This window comes from Pseudocalidococcus azoricus BACA0444 (genome assembly GCF_031729055.1).
Classification (GTDB): domain Bacteria; phylum Cyanobacteriota; class Cyanobacteriia; order Thermosynechococcales; family Thermosynechococcaceae; genus Pseudocalidococcus; species Pseudocalidococcus azoricus.
Genome location: NZ_JAVMIP010000005.1, coordinates 37,319 through 59,968, shown reverse-complemented (window position 1 = coordinate 59,968; position 22,650 = coordinate 37,319). Strand labels below are relative to the sequence as shown.

Here is a 22,650-nt window from a genome sequence, read left to right as displayed (position 1 = left end):
AACTATAGTGATACTTTACAAATAGTAGTCTCACGAGAAGTTGTTAAGTATCTAACTGTTACAGGAGGATCCCTTATCTAAGTTTAATGCTCCCAAAAGAGTTAAAATGCGAACACAACGCTGCTGGGCGGCTGTTGTAATATTACGAGGCTGAAACGTGATACGGGCTGGAATCGAATTAGAAGCACTCACCCGGCCATCATAATCAAAGGAAAATTGGTAAATACCACTGCTGGTCGTAAAGTTTGTGGCTGTAGAACTAATTTGAATCTGATCAGCACTATTCCCTGCCAAATCAACCCAGCTCCATTGACTTGTTGGCGTACTAGACCGATTCACACTCCACTGAACTCGATTATTATTAGTCCGAAATGCCGCAATCCATTGAAGATTTTCCCGGCGCGCCCCGGCCTGGGCAAGACGTAAAGCAGAGGCAGCATCAACCTGGGCAACTCGCATTCTTTGTCCATTTAAGAAGCTTAACCAACTAGGAACTCCGATTGCAACGAGAACCGCAATAATTGCAGCAATTACAAATATCTCAGCAACAGAAAAGCCAGAGTTTTGAGAGTTAAGCTTGCGCATCAGAACCTATGCCTTATTTATAACTGGATGAACCACTAAAATGACCTTCAATACCCTAGAAGCTAGATTGATCGTCAATACCCCAAAACGCTTAAAGTGGTGCTAGTTTAGTAGGGATCATTATCTGAAACCCCTTTACTTAAGACAATGGCAGTCACAACCGGACGAACCTGGGTTCCAGTACTAATTGTAAAACCTGATTTACCCTGGGTATTACCCCGAAGATAAACAAATGTAGATGTATTTTTACCGGGAGACTGAGTACCAGTTGTACTATCAGATTTGTTTAATACACAGGCATAAAAACTATTGGCAGAGGAGGTTAAGGGAGTACGAATATAGTCAGGATTAGTCCGGCAGGCAATAGGGGTCGCAGCAACCCCTGTCCAATTCGCATCAATATAATCAGCTACAACAGGAGCGAGACTCAAATTATTCGATGGCAAAGAAGATTGTTGATTAGTTGCACTGTCAGCACCATCATAGGGCCAGCGGCGAAAGAGAGCAATTTTGGAATCGTTGGGGAATGGATCAACGTAACCTGTTGTAATTGACATTGAACTGCTAGTGAGAGTTGTATATTTGCGTAAAACATATCTCCGTAAGCGAGCCAAGCCACCAAATTGAGAATTAGTTGTTGTGTCTAAGTAATAGACAATTAAGCTATAGGCGCGTCGAGAGCTTTGTAGGCTGGAACAATCTTGCTGTAATGCCCCCAGGCCCGAGCAGCTTGTTGGAATTTGCGTGGTTGTGCCGTAATAGGGAACTGGCTCCAAAATCCACATGGCTAAAACGGGTGTAATGCCAGTCCCAAGGCTGGGGATATGATTGACCAGGCCTGGACAAAAATTAGTCGAGTTAGAACTGGACGCACTACCCTGCCCCTGCATACAGTTGCCATCATACACATAACTGGCCTGGCTCAAGTCCGACATAATAAAGCTAACGGTTGACTGAACATCCTGCTCCACTTCTGACCTTGCAGTTTGGCTACTATCTGAACTGAGAATATTAACTAAAATAGATCCCAATGTTGCGGTTATCAATAAACCAATCACAATTGCCACCAACAACTCCACAAGGGTGAAGCCAGATTTACTCCGCATAACCAGATAGAAAGAAATCTTATTAAAACGGTTTGGCTGATAATTAGTCATATTACAGGGATGATGGTTAAAATTAGTTTGTGATAGGTTATTGAAGCAAGCAGGCGGTACTCGAAGAACTGTCGTTGCAATAACTCCCTTGAATTTGGGTAGTAGTCAGGGTTACTAGGGGGCGGCCAGACGCATCGGGATAGGCAGTAAAGGTTGCTTTCATCGGGGTACCAGGGTTTGTGGTTGCTGCCCCAACTCCTCCTGTTTGGAAAATCCGGCGGCTATAAACCCGAACCTGCATATTAAAGTTACTAAAGTCTCTTGTTGCCGTTCCAGCCGTGCGGAATTGTTGCACCACATATTCTTGACTACCGAGGGTGCGAATACAACCCACTGTGGCTGAGGTGGGCATAATGCTACAGGTTTGGGTCGTGGTTGGAGGTGCTTGAGAATTAAGGCTAGATGCGGTCGAGACAGGAGGAAGTACCGCCGTAAATGCTGACTCCGACGTAAACTGGGCTTTCCCCAAGGCAATCTTGACCCCAATATCATCAATTTCCCCTTGGGCGATGGTTACAGCTTGTTCAATTCGGGCATTTTGGACTCGGGTAGCTTGCAAAATAAACAGGGGGGGAGCCAGGCCAGCCAACAGGATGCCAGTGACAGCAACAGCTAATAAGCACTCTGCCATTGTTAAGCCTTGATTGAGGGCAGTTCGCCAGTGCAGTTTTTTTGAAGATAGAGTTAACATCCAGACTCTCCCAATTTTTTCTAGGTCGGACATCCGGTTACTGAGGGGTCAATCGTGCCACTGGGGCCAAACGCGCAACGCAAACGCAAGATGTAAGGATCATCAGCAGGTAGTTCGGTGAAAAATACGCTTCGAGCCTTATCTTTGTTAATAAACCGGGCCGCCACAGGCCCCGCAGGCGCAAGCTGTAATCCAGGGTCATATCCCCAACGACGAGTGGGCGCTCCGTAGTAGTTAATCCGTTCATTGGATGTGTCAGCAGCAAAAGTGTAAGCGGTCAAAGCTGGAACACCAGAACCAGATTCCCAACGATCTTGATCGAAGGGGCCAGTGGCAGAGGTGGAGAAGTTCAGTTGCAGGAATGAGCCTTGAATCCAGAGATTTAGATTTCCCCAGGCCTGGATAAACCTTGGGAAGTTGTGCATTCCCCCATAAGACTGCCCGGGCCGAGACGTAACCGTACCGCTAACAATTACGGCATTTGTGCGGGTATCAGAAGGGGACATGACTGAGCGGCCATTATCCCCGGTAAACGCGTTGTACCAGGCCCCGGAGGCATTCGTAAAATCAGCCCGTACCCCTGTCGTATAGGTCAGTTGCATCGGCAGGCCATTGGGGTTGACATAAACGGGTGTACTGGGGTCAAAGGGATCTTCCCGCACCCAGACACTATTGGCAGGTAAACCACCTGTTGTTGAGCCTTCTGTGCCATCCCCACGGGGCCGATTAGCATTTAGGTAAGAAGTTCTCAAACTGGCCGAAGCACCACATTGGCGATAAATCTGAGAGGTACTAGGACTATTAACAACCTCAGCAGTTCCATTATTAGCACTCGGAAAATTAATTGCCCAGTTTTCGGGTGAGTTTGCGCCTAACCCAGTCACCGTATCGTTATAGGCTTCAGCCCAGTAGTCATTAGCCGATCCAGAGCAGAAGTTACCCGAAAGAATACTTACCGCATCAGCCAAAATTTCAGTGGGCCGCCAAGTATCTGTTGTAGGCCGAGCAAAGCTTGTATTCCGAGTTGTCCGGTTGGTGTAAAAAGTGGTGGCATCAAAATCATTAGGCAAAAGCTGAGTAAACTCTTCGATTCGCCCGCCCGTTGTGCCATTAGTCGTGTGCCAGTTAAAGTCACCTTCAATATAAGCGGGGTTGTCACTGATAAACGATAGTCCGCGAACATTTTTAGCAGCGGTTAAACCAACCCGATCTAGCCTGAGACCATTCCTCAACTTAAATCCATGAGGACGGCGCATTGGATCGGCAAAGAAGTCAACGGGCTTGATCGAGATACCAAAACTCCCCAGAGCAGGATCAGTACCAGGATTAGCCGCTGCATTCATCCAAGTCCCAGTCGGCCGAGCAATCCCATCTTCTCGCATCCCATCTTCCCGGGCCGCATAGACCAGGCCACTCATCGGCAGCCAGGTATCTGTACCTAACCCAGTCGCGCGCAACAGCCCCAGGTTAATATCCATCGCTCGGACATTCATTTCTTCCCGGCCATTAAACAAGGCACCATCTAAAAACGCCACATTATAAACTTGATCCGTAGCTGCTGGCCCGATAATTTGATTTGTGTCTGACAATGCTGTAGAGGTGCTATTCGGTGTCGTCCAAGAACCAATCGCCCGCGGGGTGGCCTTCACATCATTAGGATTAACTGCTGTACCACCTGTAGGCCGAAACAGGGGTTGGAGAGCCGTATATTTCTGTACCGTATTAAACGTGTAAAGAGGTAGGCGTTTGACTGTAGCAGCGTTTATGATTGGATATTCTAGTAGCGCAATTGGGGTGCTGGCTGGAATTGTAAAATTAGTACCAGAGCCATCAATATTAACAACGTAACTCAGTTGGTTGGTTGTGGCTGTGACTAGAGTGCCAACATAGTCTGTGCCGCTGAAACGAAAGCCAATCCGGGCATTACTCAGGTTTGCTGGAGCATTTGAACCTGTGAGAGAACTAGGTAAAAGGCTGGTATCAATTGCATTAGTACCTGAGAAGGTGAAGTTACTTCCACGAGTCATGGGCCCTTGAGCGGAAGAACCACTACTGAAGGTAAATGCAGGAGTTACCGTTGTCCCGGCGGCTAAACTTGTCCAAGCTATCGGTGATCCGGCTATTGTTCCTGTTCCGGATTCAAAAATTGGCGTGGCGGTATTGACAACCAAGGCTCTGGTGGATGAATTCCAGCTAATAACCGTATAAACCCCGCTCCCACTGATATAAACCCTGTCACCCGCTGCCAACCGATTCAACCAAGTCAGGTCATAGTTGTAATTCAGGCTGGGATTATTAGCAGCTAGGGTCAATGTTGTTTGTAAGGGTGAACCGGCTGGATTTGCAGGGCTACTGGCCAATACCGCCCCAAATTTACCCGGCAGCCAGAGGTCTTTCCCAGTTCCAGAGGCATATCCTGCGGCATTTGTTCCTGCTGCACCCAGTTCACCTAAACAGAATAAAGTACGCAGATTTTGCCGTGCGTTGGTTAACCCCTTCAGACCACACTCATAGGTAGAGGTAGAGGCCGAATAGGAAGTGAGCATATCATGGGCAGCCTGTTCGCGGGTCGCAATGAGTCGGGCTAAACGGGTGTTGTTTTGTTCATTCGCAATCGCGCCCGTAGTTCCAGGCCGAGCCGACCAATCTGAAACCAGGCCACTGACATAAAGCTCAGGTGAGGCATAGCCAGAATTTGTTGTTAACTGAGTACTAACATTGATCCGCTGCAAGCTAACTAGGGGTACACCATCTGTCCCAATGCTATATCTAAACTCCGACTCGTTGGCAGTGGCAGTACCGACAGCAGTGGGGATGTTATTGAAGAGAATGGGCAAACCCCGATCTGTACTGGAGGCGGTGCCATTATTATCTAAGTTCAAAAGTTGACTACCAGAGCCATTACCCAGGGTTGAGGTATAGAAATCATCATTACTTGTAAAGGCATTATCCGTCCCTTGTAACACCGACAGTTCATAGGCCAATAAGCCAACCCCACAAGCCGCCGAGTCGAGATACGATTGATCCGCCAAACTTAAGCCCGTCGCCGTCCGATTTCCACTCGAAAGTTGCAAAGCGCGGTAAAGATTGGAAAAGTCCCCGTGGGTAATATCAGTAAAGTTCGGCCGAACTGTAGCACTACTTTCCTGAACTGGTGGAAATGCTCCCTTGTAACGACTGCCACTTGTGGTTCGATCCGCCGAAAAATTAGTCAAGTTCGTTAAAGCTGTCACCATTGAGGAATTAAAACTCGGTTGAGCAAATTCCCAGCCATCCGTACCTCGGCCTGTTAAAAAGTCAGTAAACGGAACAGTTGTCGAAATACCTGTGACACCCCGATATTCATTAAATCTGATGCTGCGTAAAGCGGTTTGAGGGGTTCCGGGATGATAGGCACTGGCTAGGCAAGCGATTGGAGTTTGACCGCCCCCAGAATTGAGGGTTGTGGAAGAACCAAGAGGGTCTGTAATGCTGGTATCAACCGCCCCGGTACTCCCCACATTGTAGGGATAAAGCACAGTCCCTTGCACCGCCGCCAGATTGTCCCACAAGGCCCGATGCTGCATGAATTCATTGGCCCGTCCACTTGTCCAAGCCGTTGGCACTTCCAAAGGTTTCCCAACTTCTAAACGCTGCCCCACAATCAGCCGTAAGCCCTCAGCCCGCGCTCGCCGCTCCCAATAACCATCCAGACCAATTTCTTCCTTGGGCTTGTTGTCATCGTTATCCGTAGAGGGATCATTGTAGGGGACGTTTGCCAGGAGCTTCCAATTTGTACTTGGAATTGGATCGCCAACGGAAGAACCAGTCGGAATTTTCAGGTCTGCATCTTCTGTGTTTAAGTCTTTGCCATAAACAGGCTTGGGTCCATAGCGGTTATCGGCGCGATAGGTATCGTCCACATAGGGCTTTTCCTCGGCCTGGTTGTAGGTGCGCTTCCATTGGGTATAGAACTGAGTCGGCCAGGCACTATCCTTAATGGCATGGTTATAAATATCCGTGCTAGTCCGAGACTCACTCACATCTTGGGTAATAATTTTGACCGGATTCAGTGCAATAGAAGCGGGAGTCCGAGAGCCAGGATTAACGGAATCACGGGTTGGGTTGTAAGTGACGTTTTGGGCTGTAGGGTTGGCATCGCCTGTGGTTACTAACGCATCACCACTGCCAATAGAATGGACAATTGTTGTCCCCGCAAAGGTGTTATCCCGAATTGTGCCAGAAACAAAATGCCCTAAAAATTTATTGGTGTCATTAATGTCTCCTGGGGACGTAATTTCAGAGGATTTCCGAGAATAAATACATGATTTGGGCGCACTGACTAAATAGGCAGAAAATTGATCTCCTCCCATATAGACTGTGCCTTCCGTATGCATCGCTCCATTCCAGCGAAACGCCGGGCCAGGAAATATCTCTAGGTCATTACGGAACCAAGCTCCCCATTTGTTGCCCCTTGTATATCGGCGTTCTTGGACTGTTTCAACCGTCGCGAGAGCCTTACCACCGCCATTTGTGGTATAGACAAAGGCATCAATCTGAAAGTTTTTGCGTAGATCTGCTGAGCCCAGCGTATCCCACCCCGCCTCAGTCCCGCTCCCACTCCCAGTCGTGTCCACAACGTTACATTCCCCAGCAAAGGCTGCATCGGTCTTCAGGGGACGATTCCGGGTGGTGAGGGCTGCTGCTTTGACACTATCGGCCTGGTTCAACTGGGTATCATTGGGACGGCGCATCGTAATCGAGTAAGCTACAATAGAGTCGGGGGTGGGTTGAAAATACCAAGCATTATCTAGGGCGGAATCACCAGCAATATTAATGCGAGTCTCATCGGACAACGTATATTCCGAGTTACCCAGCATAATATTCTGAAGCGTTTCTTCCCCCGGAATCCCACTGGGTAGCTGGCTGTTCCTCTCGCTGAACATATATTCCAGTTTGGCTTTAGCCCGTTCAATGGCTGGCGTGGCCTGGTTGACCACCTCTAAGTCTTGGCGTTGCCCTGAAACTTGTGTCGTTCGGTTCAGGCTCCGAATCAAGAGCGCGCCAATGGTGATTGAGACAACCAAAACTACTAAAACCGCAGTGGGCAGGACAAATCCTCTCGCTCGCCCTAAACGCAATCCCCGTTGACTCTGCCGTTGACCGCCCTTGAGTCGCCGCCGCAGCCACTGACCGAGTTGCCGAAACAGATGGCGTAACGTCCCCATTAACTTACGATAGGTACGCTTGCTCAGGCCAAACCGGTCATTACGCTTACTCATTGGACATCAACCTTGGGAAATCAATTAGTCGGACTCAATTTGTCAATCAGCCAAAAAACACACCAGAAATACTTCTATTTTGGACAATCCCATACAAAAAATTTGCACAAGTTGCTAGTTTGATACAAATTCGTAACATTGAATAAAATTCAAAAGAAAGATTATGGAACTGTTAAGAATCCATCAGTCCTTAATTATCTGTGACTGAACCAGGCCTGGGTGTGATTTTAATCACAGTCTTTTCGGACAAAATTGGCTAATAACCAAAATAGTCCGCACTCTACGAAGAGGGGGGCTATGCAATCAAGCTCTGAAGGCATTGATACATAACGATTCTCATTGAGATAGTGTGAATACATACCCCCAGATTTACCCCCAAGTAATGCTGGCTTGAAAAATGGGAGATTGCTTTAGAGATACCACCGGGGTTAAATTCCCTGTTATAGGTGTTTCATCTGCCAGCCCCAGAACTGGTATGGACAGTGAGATGTCAGCTTTTATTTAGTTGTAAAGGTTTGAAAACTCATTCAGACATGGGAGGATCACCTTAAGATTTTTTTAGTTGAATAACCCAGGCCGGCCAGCTTCAGTGATGACACGCCGTACCCACGGAACGCGTTCTTTAGGCGGAAGATTGAACACCGCTTTATCAAGGTCTATAGGGAGCTTAATCCCCAGTACCCTACTGGATAGAGGTTGAGACACTTCCCCAAAGGACTTAAACTGCTTTGCCTTAAATTCTGGGGTCTGAACCATAAAGGGAAGGCACTACCGCCAAGTAAACACCTTCCCACACTCTCTAGGAGCATCCCCCACTGGAGCTTTAATTGGTAGTCAGAAATATTGATTGCTTAAAATGTAAAGTTTTGTTGCAGCTTTCAATGTTTCTGGATTAGGGGATGTATCAATTAGACAATCCCTAAAGAATAAAATTTATCTAGGGGATAAGGGATAGGCCCAATATCTGGACAGAAAGTTCCATCAAAAGGGGGGGAAAGTTAGGAATTGAGGCCGCAAATTTATCTTGCCTTCAATATCAAAACTATTTGCCCAAATCTTAGTCACTCTCTCCCTAGAGTTTTACATAGAGAGTTTTAAATCCCTAGAATCCTTTAGAAAATTTCAACTTGGCTTTCTCGACCCGCTGTTGTGCCAAGACCCCCAGGCCTGGGACAAGCTAAAAAAACCTAGCTTGAGGCCCAAAGATCATGATCACCGAACTCAATCGTGAAATGATAGCATTAGGGGTTGCTCACCTTTGGATTCACCATGGCGTTCTCGAAAATCTTAATTGCTAATCGGGGGGAAATTGCCCTACGGATCTTACGCACCTGTGAAGAGATGGGAATTGCCACCGTTGCCGTCCATTCCACTGTCGATCGCCATGCCCTCCATGTTCAACTCGCTGATGAAGCAGTCTGCATTGGGGAACCCCCAAGTAACCGCAGTTATTTAAACATTCCCAACATCATTGCTGCTGCCCTCACCCGTAATGCCACGGCCATTCATCCAGGGTATGGGTTTCTTGCCGAAAACTCCCGCTTTGCCGAAATTTGCGCTGATCACCAAATTACCTTTATTGGCCCCTCACCCGCCGCCATGCAGGCCATGGGCGATAAATCGACGGCTAAAACAACCATGAAATCCTGTGGCGTGCCGACCATTCCTGGGAGTGAAGGCCTGATCACCGATGAAGCGATGGCCCAAACGGTTGCAAATAAAATTGGCTATCCCCTAATGATTAAAGCTACAGCCGGGGGGGGCGGGCGGGGGATGCGTTTAGTTCGGGTCCCAGAAGATCTCAGTCGCCTCTTGGCCGCCGCTCAAGGGGAAGCCGAGGCCGCCTTTGGCAATCCAGGAGTTTACTTAGAACGATTCATTGAAAATCCCCGCCACATTGAGTTTCAAATTTTGGCCGATAGTTATGGCAATGTCATTCACCTAGGCGAACGGGATTGCTCGATTCAACGCCGTCATCAAAAGCTGTTAGAAGAAGCTCCTAGCCCTGCCTTAACCCCAAAATTGCGCCAAAAAATGGGCCAGGCCGCCGTGCGTGTCGCCAAAGCCATCCACTATGTCGGGGCAGGAACGATTGAATTTCTCTTGGATGGCAGTGATAACTTCTACTTTATGGAGATGAATACTCGCATCCAGGTGGAGCATCCAGTGACGGAAATGGTGACTGGCCTGGACATTATTGCCGAGCAAATTCGGATTGCCCAAGGGGAGCGTCTCAACCTGCGTCAAGATGATGTTAAATTGACTGGCCATGCCATTGAATGTCGGATTAACGCTGAGGATCCAGAGCGGAATTTTCGCCCCCATCCCGGCCGGATCAACGGTTATTTACCCCCAGGTGGCCCCGGAGTGCGGATGGACTCCCACGTTTATACGGACTATGAAATTCCCCCCTATTATGATTCCTTAATTGGTAAGCTCATTGTCTGGGGGCCGGATCGGGCCAGTGCCATTCGGCGGATGAAGCGCGCCTTACGGGAATGTGCCATTACCGGACTACCGACAACGATCAATTTCCATCAAAAGATACTGGAAACCCCAGAGTTTCAGAGCGGCATGGTTTACACCAATTTTGTGGAAAAGCTGATGCGCCATCTCGGTTGGGATTAGGTTCTCTGAGGGGCGTTTAGCTCCGGTATTTTAGGGGAAAAGGGAAGTTGAGCTTGATAAAACAAGAGTGCAGCCCCCACCAGGCCACTCGCTGGTACTAACAAAATTCCCACAATCGGCAATAATAATCCCACTACTTGGGCTAATCCCAGGCCTTGGATTTCCGGCCATAATTGACGAGTTTGCTGCTGACGTTGGCGGAGAGTCGAATTATGCTTCTCCAATAAATAATCAAAGCTGCCCCGCCCCAGAAAGTAGCTATTGATCACCACCATAAATAGCGGCTGTCCCGGCCCCAAAAATAGGGAGAACCCTAGGCAGAGTAGCTGTAACCCGGTATCCCGCAAAGCAAACCAAATCCCCACTAAGGCATTTTTCATATCCCGTTGCCAACCCACCTCCACGGCCTCACCAGTCAAAATTATTTCCGTTTGATTGAGCAGGGGGCCTAAAAAGGGAATTACTAAGAGGGGGAGCAGGGCCTGGTAGCCAATTAAGGTTAAAAACAAGGCCACCAAGACCGCAATGATTTGGGTTAGAACATCATAGACAGTCAACCAGGCCGGGTTTAAGCCCACAGCCAAAGGAGCCAAGCCATGGCGAACGAGCCAAATACTGCCCCCTAATAACCCCAGGCCGAGGGCAAAGCTCAGACCAGCGGGCAAAACTAGATACCCCCAAAGCCGATGCCGCGCAATAAACCCCAGGCCGCGAAATACCGCTGTAAATCCTGCCCACATCCGGCCTGGAACTTTCAACAACCCGCCCATTATCTGTATCGTCTCAAGACAATTGCTACCACTGTTGACCCTTAAGAGGCTAAGGCCACAGCCACCATCTCTTGGAGTTCACCTTTTTGGTATAGCTCAATTAAGATATCCGAACCACCGACAAATTCACCATTGATATAAATCTGGGGAATCGTCGGCCAGTTGGAGTAGTCCTTAATCCCTTGGCGCACTTCATAATCAGAGAGAACATCAAAGGTTTCAAAGGGCGCACCCAGGCTATTGAGGATTTGGACTGCCGTGTTTGAAAAACCACATTGGGGCATTAACTTCGACCCCTTCATAAACACCATAATTTTGTTGGATTTTACCAGGCTGTCAATTTTGGCTTGGACATCAGCACTCATGGGGGGTTCTCCTAACTTCTAGTTGCAATGTGACCCAGTCGAATAGTTGCGATGCGACTCTAATCCCATCTAATCCCAATTTAAGGGAAAAGGCCGGGCAAAGCCTACCCCCAGGCCGGGCGGTACAATCTTGGCTGAGGACAGCGACATTCTTGGCATTGAGGTTTTCTAGTCCTTAGGGAGAGTTCTGTCTATGGGTGAAGTGATATAGCATTACGCAGACTGTTCTCAGGGAGTAGAAAGGTCAAAAAACGTCTCGCCAAGCATTTTCCGACTTGTCCCCGGCTCACCCTCAATGAGTAACGCTATACCGGAAAGTCTGAGTTAACTTGGTGGGGGAAGAACCTCTGGATCAATGGCGGACAACAGGGCCACATCGGCAAACTCTCCCTCTTGCCATTCAATCGCCGGCATCCCTTCAAAAGCTTGACGCAGAGAGGCTTCCCAATATTTACGAATTTTGATCAAGAAGGGATCCCGTAACACTAACTCCACCCGATGCTTAATTAAGAATGTGTTGGCCGCATATTTGATCAGGTGCAGGGGTGGGCCAACGGAAATATTCGATTTCATCGTCGAGTCCAGGGACAACAACGCATATTTGGCCGCAGCTTCAATGGAGGTGTCATAGCTTAAGGTTCGGTCCAGGATGGGTTTACCGTACTTGGTCTCCCCAATCTGGAGGAATGGCGTTTCCGGCGTGGCCTGGAGGAAATTACCTTGACTGTAAATTAAGTACAAACAGGTCTCTTCACCCCGAATCTGCCCCCCCAGCAAAAAAGAGCATTGGTAATCAATTTTGTCCTGCTGCAACCAGGCCCGGTGGGTTTCAATCACTTGGCGCACCTTTGATCCCACATAGCGGGCAATTTCGTACATATTGGGCAAGGTGTGCAAACTGACATCGGCCTGGGCCCGGAGATCCCGGCGTAAAATCGTCAAGATTTCTTGGGTCATGGACAAGTTACCCGCCGTTGCCAACAGGATTACCCGCTCCCCAGGCACAGTAAAATCGAACAACTTCTGATATGTAGAAATATAATCCACCCCAGCATTGGTTCGAGAGTCAGCGGCCATGACTAAGCCATACTGCGTTACGATTCCCAGGCAATAGGTCATAAAGGTTGTTAGAGCCTAAACAGTATTTAGAAATAGACGACCGCTTGAGAGAGCAAGTTTAATTTTTAGCCGCCGATCCCCAGATGGGCCTGATCTCCTCAGCTTGGGTATTTAGAAGTCTCTAGGGCTTGACAATCACCGGCGTTCCTAGTTCCACAGCTTCAAAAAAGGCGCGAATATCATTATTTTTCATCCGAACACAGCCGTGGGACACAGCTTGTCCAATCAAAGACTCATTGGTGGTGCCATGAAAGCCAGCATAGCCCTTATTGCCAATGGGCGTGAAGACAATTAAACGATCCCCAAGGGGGTTAGCCGGCCCAGGGGGAACAACAGTGCCATTAAAGGGATTTTTCCAAGTCGGATTTTTGACCATGTGCATGACCTTAAACGTCCCCGTAGGTGTTTCCCAGCCCGGTTTACCCACCGCCACCGGATAACTGGCCTGGACTTGTTCACCAACGTAGAGATAAACCCGCCGTTCTCGGAGTTTTAGAACAATTTTTCGCTCTAAGTCCGGTAAAAAAGGAGTGGACTCTTGCAGGGGCGGTAATTCCAGCCAAGCCAGGCCAGTCATAGGCATCGAGGGTTCCCCCAGGCCCCTTTGACTGGCAACATAATCCACGGGAGTTGCTCTAGCCGCAAGAGATAAAATCCCCCAAGCGACTGCAACAATTCCACCGCATAACCACTTCACGATATCCACTCCACGTCCTACACTAACTGATGGCCTTGAAATTAACGGCGATCAATACAAAATTGTCGCGGGAGGAGGGGTGACAGGGGCCGGCGGAGGAGCAGGAATTGGCCGAGAAACAGGGGCCGGGGGTGCGCTGGTCATGGGAACTTTAATGGGTTGGACAGCGACATAGGGGGGGGCTGGCACAATTCGAGTGCAAAGACGCTGAGCCGTTAGAGGAGTCACATCAGGGAAAAGAATAATCGCCACATCCGTTCCCACTTCAAAGGGGCCCCTGCCACAGCGTCGCCGCTTGCCATCAATCACAACCGTAATTTCTTCGCCCCAAGGCTGTTTCAAGGTGAAATTATCCCCATCAATACTAGTAATTACGCCTCGCACTGCTTTGGGGGCGGCTGTTACCGTCAAGGGTAAAAATGCTGGGGCTAATGTGCCCAGGGCCAGGGCGGCCAAAAGATGATGACGCAGATTTAACATAATATTGACTCCTAAACAAATTCACCAAAGCAGGATTGTTAACCGACCCAGAGAATCTAGGCCGACCCTTAAATTACCCGCTAAATACCAAGGCAATTACGAAATCCAGTAAACATAGACTAAAAAATGCATACTGAATTTTGCATAAATTTTTAAGGACTGACTAACTAGGGTGATTCTAAGAAGCCTGGCCGGGTCGCGTCAAGGAAATCTGGAAAAACTTGATGATTGCTTAACATTTTTCTGCAATGTCCCCTTAATTGTCCTATGCCAGTTGAGGTTTTCCAGTTCAGCATCTCAGTCAGGGCGATTAAGGGCTGATCAGAGGTTGGTGAGGGAGGCAAGAAACCTTGGCCGGTAGGTAATACCTTTTTAGAGTCCAACTAACTCTTAATAGACCAAAGAAAGCTCAACAGGACTATTAATAATTAATCTCAATTGAACTCTAATGTTTTCCTCGCCTAAAAAGCTTGAGCCTAGACATTAAGCCATTAGTAATTGGCCCAAATTAATCTGAAATTAGGCTTTGATTTAGCTGGGAGAATCAAGAAATTTCGACAAATTCTTGCCTTCCTCCAGGCCTGGAGCCTAAGACCGCTTTGAGGGTTAACTAACTCCTCCCCTGTTAACTGGTCTAACCTGCATCTGGGTTAAATCCTGTATTAGATCTAAGATTGTTAAAATCTGATTACAATTCGTTACAATAAAACAACTCAAGTACCATCCTCTCCTCCACCCTGCCCCAAATGCCATTATGATGCCAACTCTAAACCCCCAGGCCTCAGCGAATTTACCGACCTATAGCCTGACAGATTGGCAAGGGGGAACCCGTTCACTCCCAGATGAGTATGACTACTGGATTGATGAGGTGACAGGTGAGATTCCCCCCGGCCTGGTTGGGACATTATTTCGGAATGGACCGGGACTTTTGGACATTGGCGGTGTAGCCCTCAAGCATCCCTTTGATGGTGATGGGATGATTTGTGCCTTTACCTTTAAGGATGGGCAGGTGCATTTTCGGAATCGCTATGTCCAAACCACTGGCTACCAGGCCGAGCAACAGGCAGGAAAAATTCTCTATCGGGGGGTCTTTGGCACACCTAAACCCGGTGGCTGGCTGAACAATCTTTTTGATATGAAGCTGAAAAATATTGCTAATACCCAGGTTATCTATTGGGGCGCAAAACTTTTAGCTCTTTGGGAAGCCGCTTGGCCCTACCAACTCAATCCGGCCACCCTGGAAACCTTGGGCGAAATTAACTTAGATGGCCTGTTGAAACCCGGAGATGCCTTTGCCGCCCACCCTCGCCTTGATCCCCAGCAACAGCGATTGGTTAACTTTTCCCTCAAACCAGGATTAACCACAGCCGTGCGCCTCTTTGAGTTTGCCTTGGATGGTCGTTGTGTTTTGGAACAAGACTATAATTTTCCGGGCTTTGCTTTCATCCATGACTTTGCCCTTACCCCCAACTACGGCATCTTTTTCCAAAACCCTGTCCAACTCAACCCGATTCCGTACCTATTGGGGTTCAAAGGGGCCGCTGAATGCTTAAGTTTTAACCCTCAACACCCCACCCACATTTGGCTCTTACCTCGGTTAGGTGGAACCCCTTTACACTTCACTATGCCCGCCTGCTTTGTCTTCCACCATGCCAATGCCTTTGAACTCGGGGATGACATTGTGGTGGACTCCATTTGTTATGAGAGTTTCCCCGGCCTGGATAGTGACACCAACTACCGCCAGGTGGATTTTGCCAGCCTTCCTCCCGGACAACTGTGGCGGATTCGGATCAACAAAACGAGCCAAGCCGTCACCATGAACCAACTTGATCCCCGCTGTTGTGAGTTTCCCTGTCTGCACCCCAACTATGTTGGTCAACCCTACCGTTATCTCTACACGGCCGCCGCCGACAATCCGACTGGTAACGCCCCCCTCCAAGGTATTTTGCGACTTGATCTAGAAACCCAAACGCAAGAATTTTGGAGTGCGGCCCCACGGGGATTCGTCACCGAGCCAGTTTTTGTCCCCGACCCAACTCGAATCAATCCTGAGGACTCAGCCAGCCAAGAAACCGCGGGTTGGTTATTGGTTTTGACCTATGAAGCCAGTCGGCAAAAATCCGATCTCGTGATTCTAGATGCAGCCAACGTCAGTCAGGGGCCCCTAGCTCGATTACACCTGAAACACCATATCCCCTATGGTCTCCACGGCACATTTACCCCCCAGACTTTTATGGATTCCCCAGTCTAATTTTGCAGAGCCTATATCGGGGCCAATGGCGGGACACACACTCTGTTAGTGCAACTAGGTCAAGAAAGGGCTGTCCTATTTTCCACCTAGTTCCTTGGAACCGTCTCGCCTTAAGTCAGTATTTTCATTTCCGCCGGCACTGACAGTTGAAAGAACTTATGGGGAAAAGTTAGAGATTTACTGAGAGACTCGCCCAGCAAAGTTCGATACCCCAGAGTTTTGATAAGGTGATAAATGTCGCAGTCGTTTCCCGAACTTCGTAATTTATTTCGGTAACTACTAAAATTGCTCTACCCTTTACTGATTCTTTTCGAGGCCTTGGCACTATGCAACTGAGTGATCTCACCCATCCGAACCAACTTCATGGTTTATCTATTGCTCAACTCAAACAGGTTGCCTGCCAAATCCGCGATAAGCACTTAGAAACGGTTGCCGCTACAGGGGGTCATCTCGGCCCAGGCCTGGGGGTCGTAGAACTGACCTTGGCTCTCTATCAAACCTTAGATTTTGAGAAGGATCGGGTCGTCTGGGATGTGGGACACCAGGCCTACCCCCACAAAATGGTCACAGGTCGGTTTAATAACTTTGCGACATTGCGTCAGAAAAATGGGATTGCTGGCTATCTCAATCGCAAAGAAAGTTCCTTTGATCACTTTGGGGCTGGCCATGCTTCCACCAGTATTTCGGCGGCATTGGGAATGGCCCTCGCTCGCGATCACCAAGGGGAAAACTACAAAGTTGTGGCGATTATTGGGGATGGAGCCTTGACTGGCGGGATGGCCCTAGAAGCAATCAACCATGCTGGACATTTACCCCAGACCAACTTAATGGTGGTACTGAATGATAACGAGATGTCCATTTCTCCCAATGTCGGCGCGATCCCCCGTTACCTGAACAAAATTCGTCTCTCCCCGGAAGTCCAATTTATTGCCGATAACCTCAACGATCAACTGAAGCAACTTCCCTTTGTGGATCATTCCTTCACGGGCAGCATTAAAGAGGGGATGAAACGCCTAGCAGTGCCGAAAGTGGGAGCGGTTTTCGAGGAACTCGGCTTTACCTACATCGGCCCTGTCGATGGGCACAATATTGAAGAGCTGATCAATACCTTTAATCGCGCCCACCAAATTGTCGGCCCCGTCCTGGTTCATGTGGCAACAACCAAAGGAAAAGGCTATGCCATCGCCGAAAAAGATCAAGTCGGCTACCACGCCCAAAATCCCTTTGACTTGACCACCGGGAAAGCCAAGCCCTCTAGCAAACCCAAGCCCCCCAGCTATTCCAAGGTCTTTGGGGACACCCTGACCAAACTGGCGGAAAATGATCCCCGCATTTTAGGAATCACAGCAGCCATGGCCACGGGCACAGGCCTGGATATTCTTCAGAAAAACCTGCCCAATCAATATATTGATGTGGGGATTGCTGAACAGCATGCAGTGACGATGGCAGCGGGGTTAGCTACCAGTGGAATGCGTCCGGTCATCACGATTTACTCCACGTTTTTACAACGGGCCTTTGATCAGATTGTTCACGATGTCTGTATCCAAAACTTACCTGTCTTTTTCTGTATGGATCGGGCGGGGATTGTTGGAGCCGATGGGCCGACTCACCAAGGGATGTATGACATTGCCTATCTCCGCTGCTTGCCCAATATGGTTTTGATGGCCCCCAAAGATGAGGCGGAACTCCAGCAAATGCTCGTTACGGGGATCAATTACACCAGTGGGCCGATTGCCATGCGCTACCCTCGCGGGAATGGTTATGGAATGCCGTTGATGGAAGAAGGCTGGGAAGAACTGCCCATTGGTAAAGGTGAACTTTTACGGCAGGGGGATGATCTTTTGCTCCTAGCCTATGGTTCGATGGTGTATCCCGCCATGCAGGTGGCCGAAATTCTCAGTGAGCATAGTCTCCAGGCCACGGTGGTCAATGCCCGCTTTGCCAAGCCCCTGGATACGGAGTTAATTATTCCCCTAGCCAGTCAGATTAAACGGGTCGTCACCTTAGAAGAGGGCTGTTTGCCGGGGGGATTCGGGTCAGCGATACTAGAAGCTTTCCAAGATGCCGGAGTCTTAGTGCCTGTCCTGCGCCTCGGTGTTCCCGATCTTCTGGTTGAACACGCCACGGCCGATCAATCTAAAGCTGAGCTAGGGTTAACCCCACCCCAAATGGCAGAAAAAATTCTGAGTCAGTTCGCTGTGCCTCAACCCATGGGAGTCACACATTAATGCAATATGTCCTGACCCTGCCCATGTTTTCGATAGCTTTTCTGATTCCATCTCCCGCCATAGCTGAAACCTACCCGGACGAAGCCGTAAAAAGCTTTATCAGTGACTGTGTGGGTTCTCCCAGTCTGCTGCTGCTCGGGGTGTGACAATCTGAAAATGGCTCCCGGCCGGGTGCGATAAGATAGGACTACGAGTTCAAGAAACCTGACTTAAATTCTCGCTTATGTAAAGCTTTTGCGTGGATTCAGCATTGAACTTGCTTTGTCTGCCTATACTGTCAAAGGTGATTCAGTTAAACGCTATGAGCGATATCAATCAAGAAATCGAAAAAGCCCGTTTGGAAGCCCGTGCTGCCTGTGATACTGCGGGATCTACTTCTGGGGAATGTGCTGCGGCCTGGGATGCTCTTGAAGAAATTCAAGCCGAGGCCTCACACCAACGGGAAGCGAAAGTGGAGCAAAAAAACTCCTTCCAGCAATATTGTGATGACAACCCAGAAGCTGCTGAGTGCCGGATTTACGACGACTAAAGCCCAACTCTTCTCGTCCTTTTTTGTCTGACAGTCCCCACTCATTGCAGTCTCATGTGGTCAGAGATCAACCAGGCCATTGCCAGTGCTATCGGTCAACCCTTTGTTACTGCTGATGCTCAGGCTGTGGGTGGGGGAAGTATTAACCCAGCCTATGTCCTCACGGATGGCCAGTCACGCTATTTTGTCAAACTGAATCAGCCCCAGCGGGAGTTAATGTTCCGCCAGGAAGCTCTCGGACTCCAGGCCCTACATCAGGTTAAAGCCATTCGTGTGCCTCAGGTGATCTGCACAGGCTTGAGTGGGCGACATAGTTTTATTGTTTTAGAATACTTACCCTTCAGAGGTGGCTCAAGCCAGGCCTGGGAACAATTAGGGCAAAATTTAGCCCAGTTACACCTCAACGGTCGGGGTAATCAGTTTGGCTGGGATCAAGACAACACCATCGGCAGCACGCCTCAGATTAATTCTTGGAGTGATGATTGGGTCAGTTTTTGGCGAGATGCTCGAATTGGCTATCAACTCCAGTTGGCCCGCAAACGCGGCATCCATTTGGATCATGCCGATGACCTGCTGCGGAATATTTCCCGTCTTTTAGCCAATCACCACCCGCAACCCACCCTAGTTCACGGGGATCTCTGGAGTGGCAATGCTGCCTTTACTGATGCTGGGGAACCAGTAGTTTTTGATCCGGCCCCTTACTACGGTGATTGGGAAGTAGATTTAGGGATGACCGAGCTATTTGGTGGCTTTCCGGCTGAATTTTATCAGGGCTATGAATCTGTTCAGGGTCTCCCCGTTGGGTATCAAACCCGTAAAACTCTCTACAACCTCTATCACATTCTCAATCATGGCAACTTATTTGGGGGGAGCTATTGGCACCAGGCCCAAGGCATGATTAACGCCTTAGTTAGATCGTTGGAATAGGGGTTTCTCTGGCCTGTGGATTCTGAAGCACTGTTACGGCTATTACAATTAGCAAGTCCCACTTTACCCGTGGGGGCCTACGCCTATTCTGAGGGCCTGGAATTTTTGATTCAAACTGAACAAATCACCAACGCCGCAGGATTGCAGAACTGGATTACCGCTGAATTGATGGTTGGGGCAATTCGGGTTGATGCCGCCATTGGGATCCGTGCCTATCAGGGCCAAGTCAAAGGTGATTTGACATCTATCCGATACTGGAATCACTGGTTAACGGCGGCACGAGATGGGGAAGCCTTACGCCAACAAAGCCTGCAAATGGGCCGCTCTCTCTGGCAGCTTTTTTGTGATTTAGAACCGGAGACGCAAAATTTTAATCCCCAGGAGTTTCATCACTTTGCGGTGGCCTTTGGGCGGGTGGCCGGGGCCTGGCAGATTGATTTAGAGCAAGCAATCTTAGGCTTTCTCCAGAGTTGGACGAGTAACTTAATCAATGCGGGCGTAAAACTGATCCCCCTTGGGCAAACTCAAGGTCAGCGGCTCTTACTTACTTTACATCAGCCAATCACCCAGGCCTGTGCAGAGATTCTCAACCTTGAAGATGATCAACTTGATAGTTGCAGTTGGGGACTGTCCCTAGGGGTAATGGGACATGAAACGCTTTACAGTCGCCTGTTTCGGAGTTAGATACACCCTATTTTCACGAATCTGAGACTATAGTCATTTCGCTTAGGAATGAAACACAAAGTTACTTGAAACCATAATGAGTAGTCGTTGTGACTGTCTCAGTTTTGGCAGAAATGACGATAAGCCCCAGGCAGAACACCAAAAGAGCATCCCACCTGAACCACCACAACGATTTAACCTTTTGCTTCTTCAATGGGGACCCATTCCGTATGGAAATGGCCGGGTTTGTCGGTGCGCTCATAGGTATGGGCCCCAAAGAAGTCCCGCTGGGCCTGGGTGAGATTTTGGGGGAGCCGTGCCCGCCGATAGCTATCAAAGTATTCCAAGGACGCGCCAAAGGCGGGAACAGAAATTCCTAAGCGAGTTGCTTCAATTAAGACCTCCCGCCAGGCCCCCTGCTTATCCAAAATGGTTTGCTTGAACTCGGGAGCCAAGAGCAGGTTTGCCAAGTTCGGGTTTTGGTCGTAGGCCTGTTTGATTTTATTCAAAAAGCCCGCCCGAATAATACAACCCCCTTTCCAAATCCGGGCCGTTTCCCCCAAATCCAAGGCATTGTTAAACAGGTCTTTGGAAGCTCGGCCAATGAGGGCCATCCCCTGGGCGTAGGAGCAGATCTTCGAGCAGTAGAGCGCGTCCCGGATTTTGTTGATGAAGGTTTGGGTATCGCCCTCGTATTTACCCGTGGGGCCGGTGATTTCTTGACTGGCAGCCACCCGTTCCGCCTTAATCGAAGACATAATCCGGGCATTCACCGCCGCCACAATGGTTGGAATCGCTACCCCCAAATCCAAAGAAGCCTCCACCGTCCATTTGCCGGTGCCTTTTTGGGCCGCAGCATCTAAGACCACATCCACCAAGGGCAGGTTTGTATCGGGATCAATGTATTTGAAAATGTCTCGGGTGATTTCGATTAAAAAGGAGTTGAGTTCTGGGGTTTCGTTCCATTCCGCAAACACCTCGTACAACTGCTCGTGGTTCAAGCCCAGGGTATTTTTGAGCAGATCATAGGCCTCAGCAATCAGTTGCATATCGCCATATTCGATGCCATTGTGCACCATCTTGACGAAATGCCCCGCACCCCCCGGCCCGATATAGGTGACACAGGGGCCATCATCCACTTGGGCGGCAATTTTGGTCAGGATCGGTTCTAAGGCCTTGTAAGCATCCGTACTTCCGCCCGGCATCAAACTGGGGCCATTCAGCGCGCCCTCTTCCCCGCCACTGACACCCATGCCAAAGAAACACAGGCCATCCGCTTCGAGTTCCTTGACCCGCCGTTCCGTATCGGTATAAAGCGAGTTGCCACCATCAATCAAAATATCGCCGGGTTCCAACAGAGGTTTGAGTTGTTGGATCAAATCATCTACGGGCTGCCCCGCCTTGACCATGGCTAAAATCCGCCGCGGCCGCTCCAGAGATGCCACGAGTTCTTCCAGAGAGTAGGTTGCCTTAAAATTCCGCCCCCCGGCCCGGTTGGCCATAAATTCTTCGGTTTTGGTGGGAGTGCGATTGAAGACGGCCACGGAAAAGCCATTGCGTTCAACATTGAGGGCTAGATTTTCCCCCATTACGGCTAAACCAATCAGGCCAAAATGCTGCTGTGACATATGGGTCTTTAGGGTCATGGACAAGTTACACCCAGCCTAGCTTGATCCCCTCCGAAAGCTTTGGAAGATTAGCTTAAGATATGTTCGGGTGGCCCAAACTTAGGCTCTTAGTCGTAGTCTGGGAAACAAAGATTAATTAAATTTAGCGGGATTTTATGCTGAAGCTCTGTCTCCAAGGACCGACTCATAGTTTGCGGCTTGGCTTAAGTTTTGCTCTAGGGTTATCTAATTTATCTGTTTCTGCCCAGGCCAGGATTGACTTTGGCCATTTCACCTATCCCAATCAAGGTACTGAGTGTGAGTTGGCTAAATGTGAGGGAGCAAGGGGTGAATTTCGAGGGTTTTAGGCGGCCCAGTCAACCTGCTGGATTGAATCGGTGATCCCGACTCTAGGCGCAGAAGGAACAAATGGCCGTAAAATTTGAATTATTGTTATCTTTTGTCATCAATAGTAAACCTACCCACCAAAAGACCTATGACTGTTTTGAATGCTCTAATCCTCAACTCTGCCCCCCTGATGACCATTACCCCTTCTTTGAAAGGTTTTTTTATTGGCTTAATTGCTGGTGCCGTAGTTTTGGGTGCTGCTGCTGTTGGTTTATTTGTCCTCAGTCAAATTGATAAGGTTCAACGTCAATCTTAAGGACTTACCCTTACCCCCTTCGATATTC

At 49.0% G+C, this 22,650-nt stretch carries 18 protein-coding genes; 7 read left to right on the top strand and 11 right to left on the bottom strand.

What is annotated here, in order from left to right; translation table 11 throughout:
- Positions 1-51 precede the first annotated feature (51 nt).
- The 5 genes from RIF25_RS07310 to RIF25_RS07290 all read right to left on the bottom strand — a co-directional run bounded on the left by RIF25_RS07310 (position 52) and on the right by RIF25_RS07290 (position 8,450).
- Complete coding sequence (locus tag RIF25_RS07310; RefSeq protein ID WP_322877894.1) at positions 52-585, bottom strand: hypothetical protein; 534 nt, start codon at positions 583-585, stop codon at positions 52-54.
- Between the two features lie 107 nt (positions 586-692).
- Complete coding sequence (locus RIF25_RS07305) at positions 693-1,691, bottom strand: prepilin-type N-terminal cleavage/methylation domain-containing protein (protein WP_322877893.1); 999 nt, start codon at positions 1,689-1,691, stop codon at positions 693-695.
- A gap of 88 nt (positions 1,692-1,779) precedes the next feature.
- Entirely contained in the window at positions 1,780-2,433 is a 654-nt protein-coding gene (locus RIF25_RS07300) for a hypothetical protein (protein ID WP_322877892.1), read from the bottom strand.
- Positions 2,434-2,453: 20 nt separating this feature from the next.
- Positions 2,454-7,694, bottom strand: a complete 5,241-nt coding sequence (hpsA, locus tag RIF25_RS07295) for a hormogonium polysaccharide biosynthesis protein HpsA (RefSeq protein ID WP_322877891.1) — start codon at positions 7,692-7,694, stop codon at positions 2,454-2,456.
- 558 nt (positions 7,695-8,252) lie between these two features.
- Positions 8,253-8,450 (bottom strand): hypothetical protein, encoded by a 198-nt coding sequence (locus RIF25_RS07290; RefSeq protein WP_322877890.1) that lies wholly within the window; start codon positions 8,448-8,450, stop codon positions 8,253-8,255.
- A gap of 513 nt (positions 8,451-8,963) precedes the next feature.
- Here RIF25_RS07290 and accC point away from each other — a divergent pair.
- On the top strand, positions 8,964-10,322 hold the full coding sequence (accC, locus tag RIF25_RS07285; protein WP_322877889.1) for an acetyl-CoA carboxylase biotin carboxylase subunit: 1,359 nt from the start codon (positions 8,964-8,966) through the stop codon (positions 10,320-10,322).
- Here the strand turns inward: accC and RIF25_RS07280 are convergent.
- From RIF25_RS07280 to RIF25_RS07260, 5 genes are all read right to left on the bottom strand, one after another.
- Entirely contained in the window at positions 10,319-11,092 is a 774-nt protein-coding gene (locus RIF25_RS07280) for an EI24 domain-containing protein (RefSeq protein WP_322877888.1), read from the bottom strand. The genes accC and RIF25_RS07280 overlap by 4 nt on opposite strands.
- A gap of 41 nt (positions 11,093-11,133) precedes the next feature.
- Entirely contained in the window at positions 11,134-11,457 is a 324-nt protein-coding gene (gene grxD / locus RIF25_RS07275; RefSeq protein ID WP_322877887.1) for a Grx4 family monothiol glutaredoxin, read from the bottom strand.
- 324 nt (positions 11,458-11,781) lie between these two features.
- Complete coding sequence (locus RIF25_RS07270; protein WP_322877886.1) at positions 11,782-12,576, bottom strand: proteasome-type protease; 795 nt, start codon at positions 12,574-12,576, stop codon at positions 11,782-11,784.
- A gap of 121 nt (positions 12,577-12,697) precedes the next feature.
- Positions 12,698-13,273: a L,D-transpeptidase gene (locus RIF25_RS07265; RefSeq protein ID WP_322877885.1), complete on the bottom strand. Its 576-nt coding sequence runs from the start codon at positions 13,271-13,273 to the stop codon at positions 12,698-12,700.
- Positions 13,274-13,324: 51 nt separating this feature from the next.
- Positions 13,325-13,753 carry a hypothetical protein gene (locus RIF25_RS07260; RefSeq protein ID WP_322877884.1) on the bottom strand — a complete coding sequence of 143 codons (429 nt, stop codon included), beginning with the start codon at positions 13,751-13,753 and terminating at the stop codon, positions 13,325-13,327.
- A gap of 754 nt (positions 13,754-14,507) precedes the next feature.
- Here RIF25_RS07260 and RIF25_RS07255 point away from each other — a divergent pair.
- The 5 genes from RIF25_RS07255 to RIF25_RS07235 all read left to right on the top strand — a co-directional run bounded on the left by RIF25_RS07255 (position 14,508) and on the right by RIF25_RS07235 (position 20,372).
- Positions 14,508-16,004, top strand: coding sequence for a carotenoid oxygenase family protein (locus tag RIF25_RS07255; protein ID WP_322877883.1), 1,497 nt, complete (start codon positions 14,508-14,510; stop codon positions 16,002-16,004).
- Positions 16,005-16,330: 326 nt separating this feature from the next.
- On the top strand, positions 16,331-18,232 hold the full coding sequence (dxs, locus tag RIF25_RS07250; RefSeq protein ID WP_322877882.1) for a 1-deoxy-D-xylulose-5-phosphate synthase: 1,902 nt from the start codon (positions 16,331-16,333) through the stop codon (positions 18,230-18,232).
- A 301-nt stretch (positions 18,233-18,533) separates the two neighbouring features.
- Positions 18,534-18,761 carry a Calvin cycle protein CP12 gene (locus RIF25_RS07245; RefSeq protein ID WP_322877881.1) on the top strand — a complete coding sequence of 76 codons (228 nt, stop codon included), beginning with the start codon at positions 18,534-18,536 and terminating at the stop codon, positions 18,759-18,761.
- A gap of 54 nt (positions 18,762-18,815) precedes the next feature.
- Complete coding sequence (locus tag RIF25_RS07240; RefSeq protein ID WP_322877880.1) at positions 18,816-19,688, top strand: fructosamine kinase family protein; 873 nt, start codon at positions 18,816-18,818, stop codon at positions 19,686-19,688.
- A 15-nt stretch (positions 19,689-19,703) separates the two neighbouring features.
- Positions 19,704-20,372 carry an urease accessory protein UreF gene (locus tag RIF25_RS07235; protein WP_322877879.1) on the top strand — a complete coding sequence of 223 codons (669 nt, stop codon included), beginning with the start codon at positions 19,704-19,706 and terminating at the stop codon, positions 20,370-20,372.
- 173 nt (positions 20,373-20,545) lie between these two features.
- Here RIF25_RS07235 and gndA read toward each other — a convergent pair whose 3' ends face one another.
- Positions 20,546-21,979 carry an NADP-dependent phosphogluconate dehydrogenase gene (gene gndA, locus RIF25_RS07230; RefSeq protein WP_322877982.1) on the bottom strand — a complete coding sequence of 478 codons (1,434 nt, stop codon included), beginning with the start codon at positions 21,977-21,979 and terminating at the stop codon, positions 20,546-20,548.
- Between the two features lie 475 nt (positions 21,980-22,454).
- Between gndA and psbX the strand changes: the two genes are divergently transcribed.
- The gene (gene psbX / locus RIF25_RS07225) at positions 22,455-22,622 is read left to right on the top strand and encodes a photosystem II reaction center protein PsbX (protein ID WP_407682357.1); all 168 of its coding nucleotides are present in this window, start codon (positions 22,455-22,457) and stop codon (positions 22,620-22,622) included.
- Positions 22,623-22,650 lie beyond the last annotated feature (28 nt).

What these genes read in the sequence shown, in the direction of transcription:
- RIF25_RS07270 (WP_322877886.1), bottom strand. Translation starts at nt 12,576, where the DNA reads ATGACCTATTGCCTGGGAATCGTAACGCAGTATGGCTTAGTCATGGCC.
- RIF25_RS07300 (WP_322877892.1), bottom strand. Translation starts at nt 2,433, where the DNA reads ATGTTAACTCTATCTTCAAAAAAACTGCACTGGCGAACTGCCCTCAAT.
- RIF25_RS07245 (WP_322877881.1), top strand. Translation starts at nt 18,534, where the DNA reads ATGAGCGATATCAATCAAGAAATCGAAAAAGCCCGTTTGGAAGCCCGT.
- gndA (WP_322877982.1), bottom strand. Translation starts at nt 21,979, where the DNA reads ATGTCACAGCAGCATTTTGGCCTGATTGGTTTAGCCGTAATGGGGGAA.
- RIF25_RS07255 (WP_322877883.1), top strand. Translation starts at nt 14,508, where the DNA reads ATGATGCCAACTCTAAACCCCCAGGCCTCAGCGAATTTACCGACCTAT.
- hpsA (WP_322877891.1), bottom strand. Translation starts at nt 7,694, where the DNA reads ATGAGTAAGCGTAATGACCGGTTTGGCCTGAGCAAGCGTACCTATCGT.
- RIF25_RS07305 (WP_322877893.1), bottom strand. Translation starts at nt 1,691, where the DNA reads ATGCGGAGTAAATCTGGCTTCACCCTTGTGGAGTTGTTGGTGGCAATT.
- grxD (WP_322877887.1), bottom strand. Translation starts at nt 11,457, where the DNA reads ATGAGTGCTGATGTCCAAGCCAAAATTGACAGCCTGGTAAAATCCAAC.
- RIF25_RS07280 (WP_322877888.1), bottom strand. Translation starts at nt 11,092, where the DNA reads ATGGGCGGGTTGTTGAAAGTTCCAGGCCGGATGTGGGCAGGATTTACA.
- RIF25_RS07310 (WP_322877894.1), bottom strand. Translation starts at nt 585, where the DNA reads ATGCGCAAGCTTAACTCTCAAAACTCTGGCTTTTCTGTTGCTGAGATA.
- dxs (WP_322877882.1), top strand. Translation starts at nt 16,331, where the DNA reads ATGCAACTGAGTGATCTCACCCATCCGAACCAACTTCATGGTTTATCT.
- accC (WP_322877889.1), top strand. Translation starts at nt 8,964, where the DNA reads ATGGCGTTCTCGAAAATCTTAATTGCTAATCGGGGGGAAATTGCCCTA.
- RIF25_RS07240 (WP_322877880.1), top strand. Translation starts at nt 18,816, where the DNA reads ATGTGGTCAGAGATCAACCAGGCCATTGCCAGTGCTATCGGTCAACCC.
- psbX (WP_407682357.1), top strand. Translation starts at nt 22,455, where the DNA reads ATGACTGTTTTGAATGCTCTAATCCTCAACTCTGCCCCCCTGATGACC.
- RIF25_RS07260 (WP_322877884.1), bottom strand. Translation starts at nt 13,753, where the DNA reads ATGTTAAATCTGCGTCATCATCTTTTGGCCGCCCTGGCCCTGGGCACA.
- RIF25_RS07290 (WP_322877890.1), bottom strand. Translation starts at nt 8,450, where the DNA reads ATGGTTCAGACCCCAGAATTTAAGGCAAAGCAGTTTAAGTCCTTTGGG.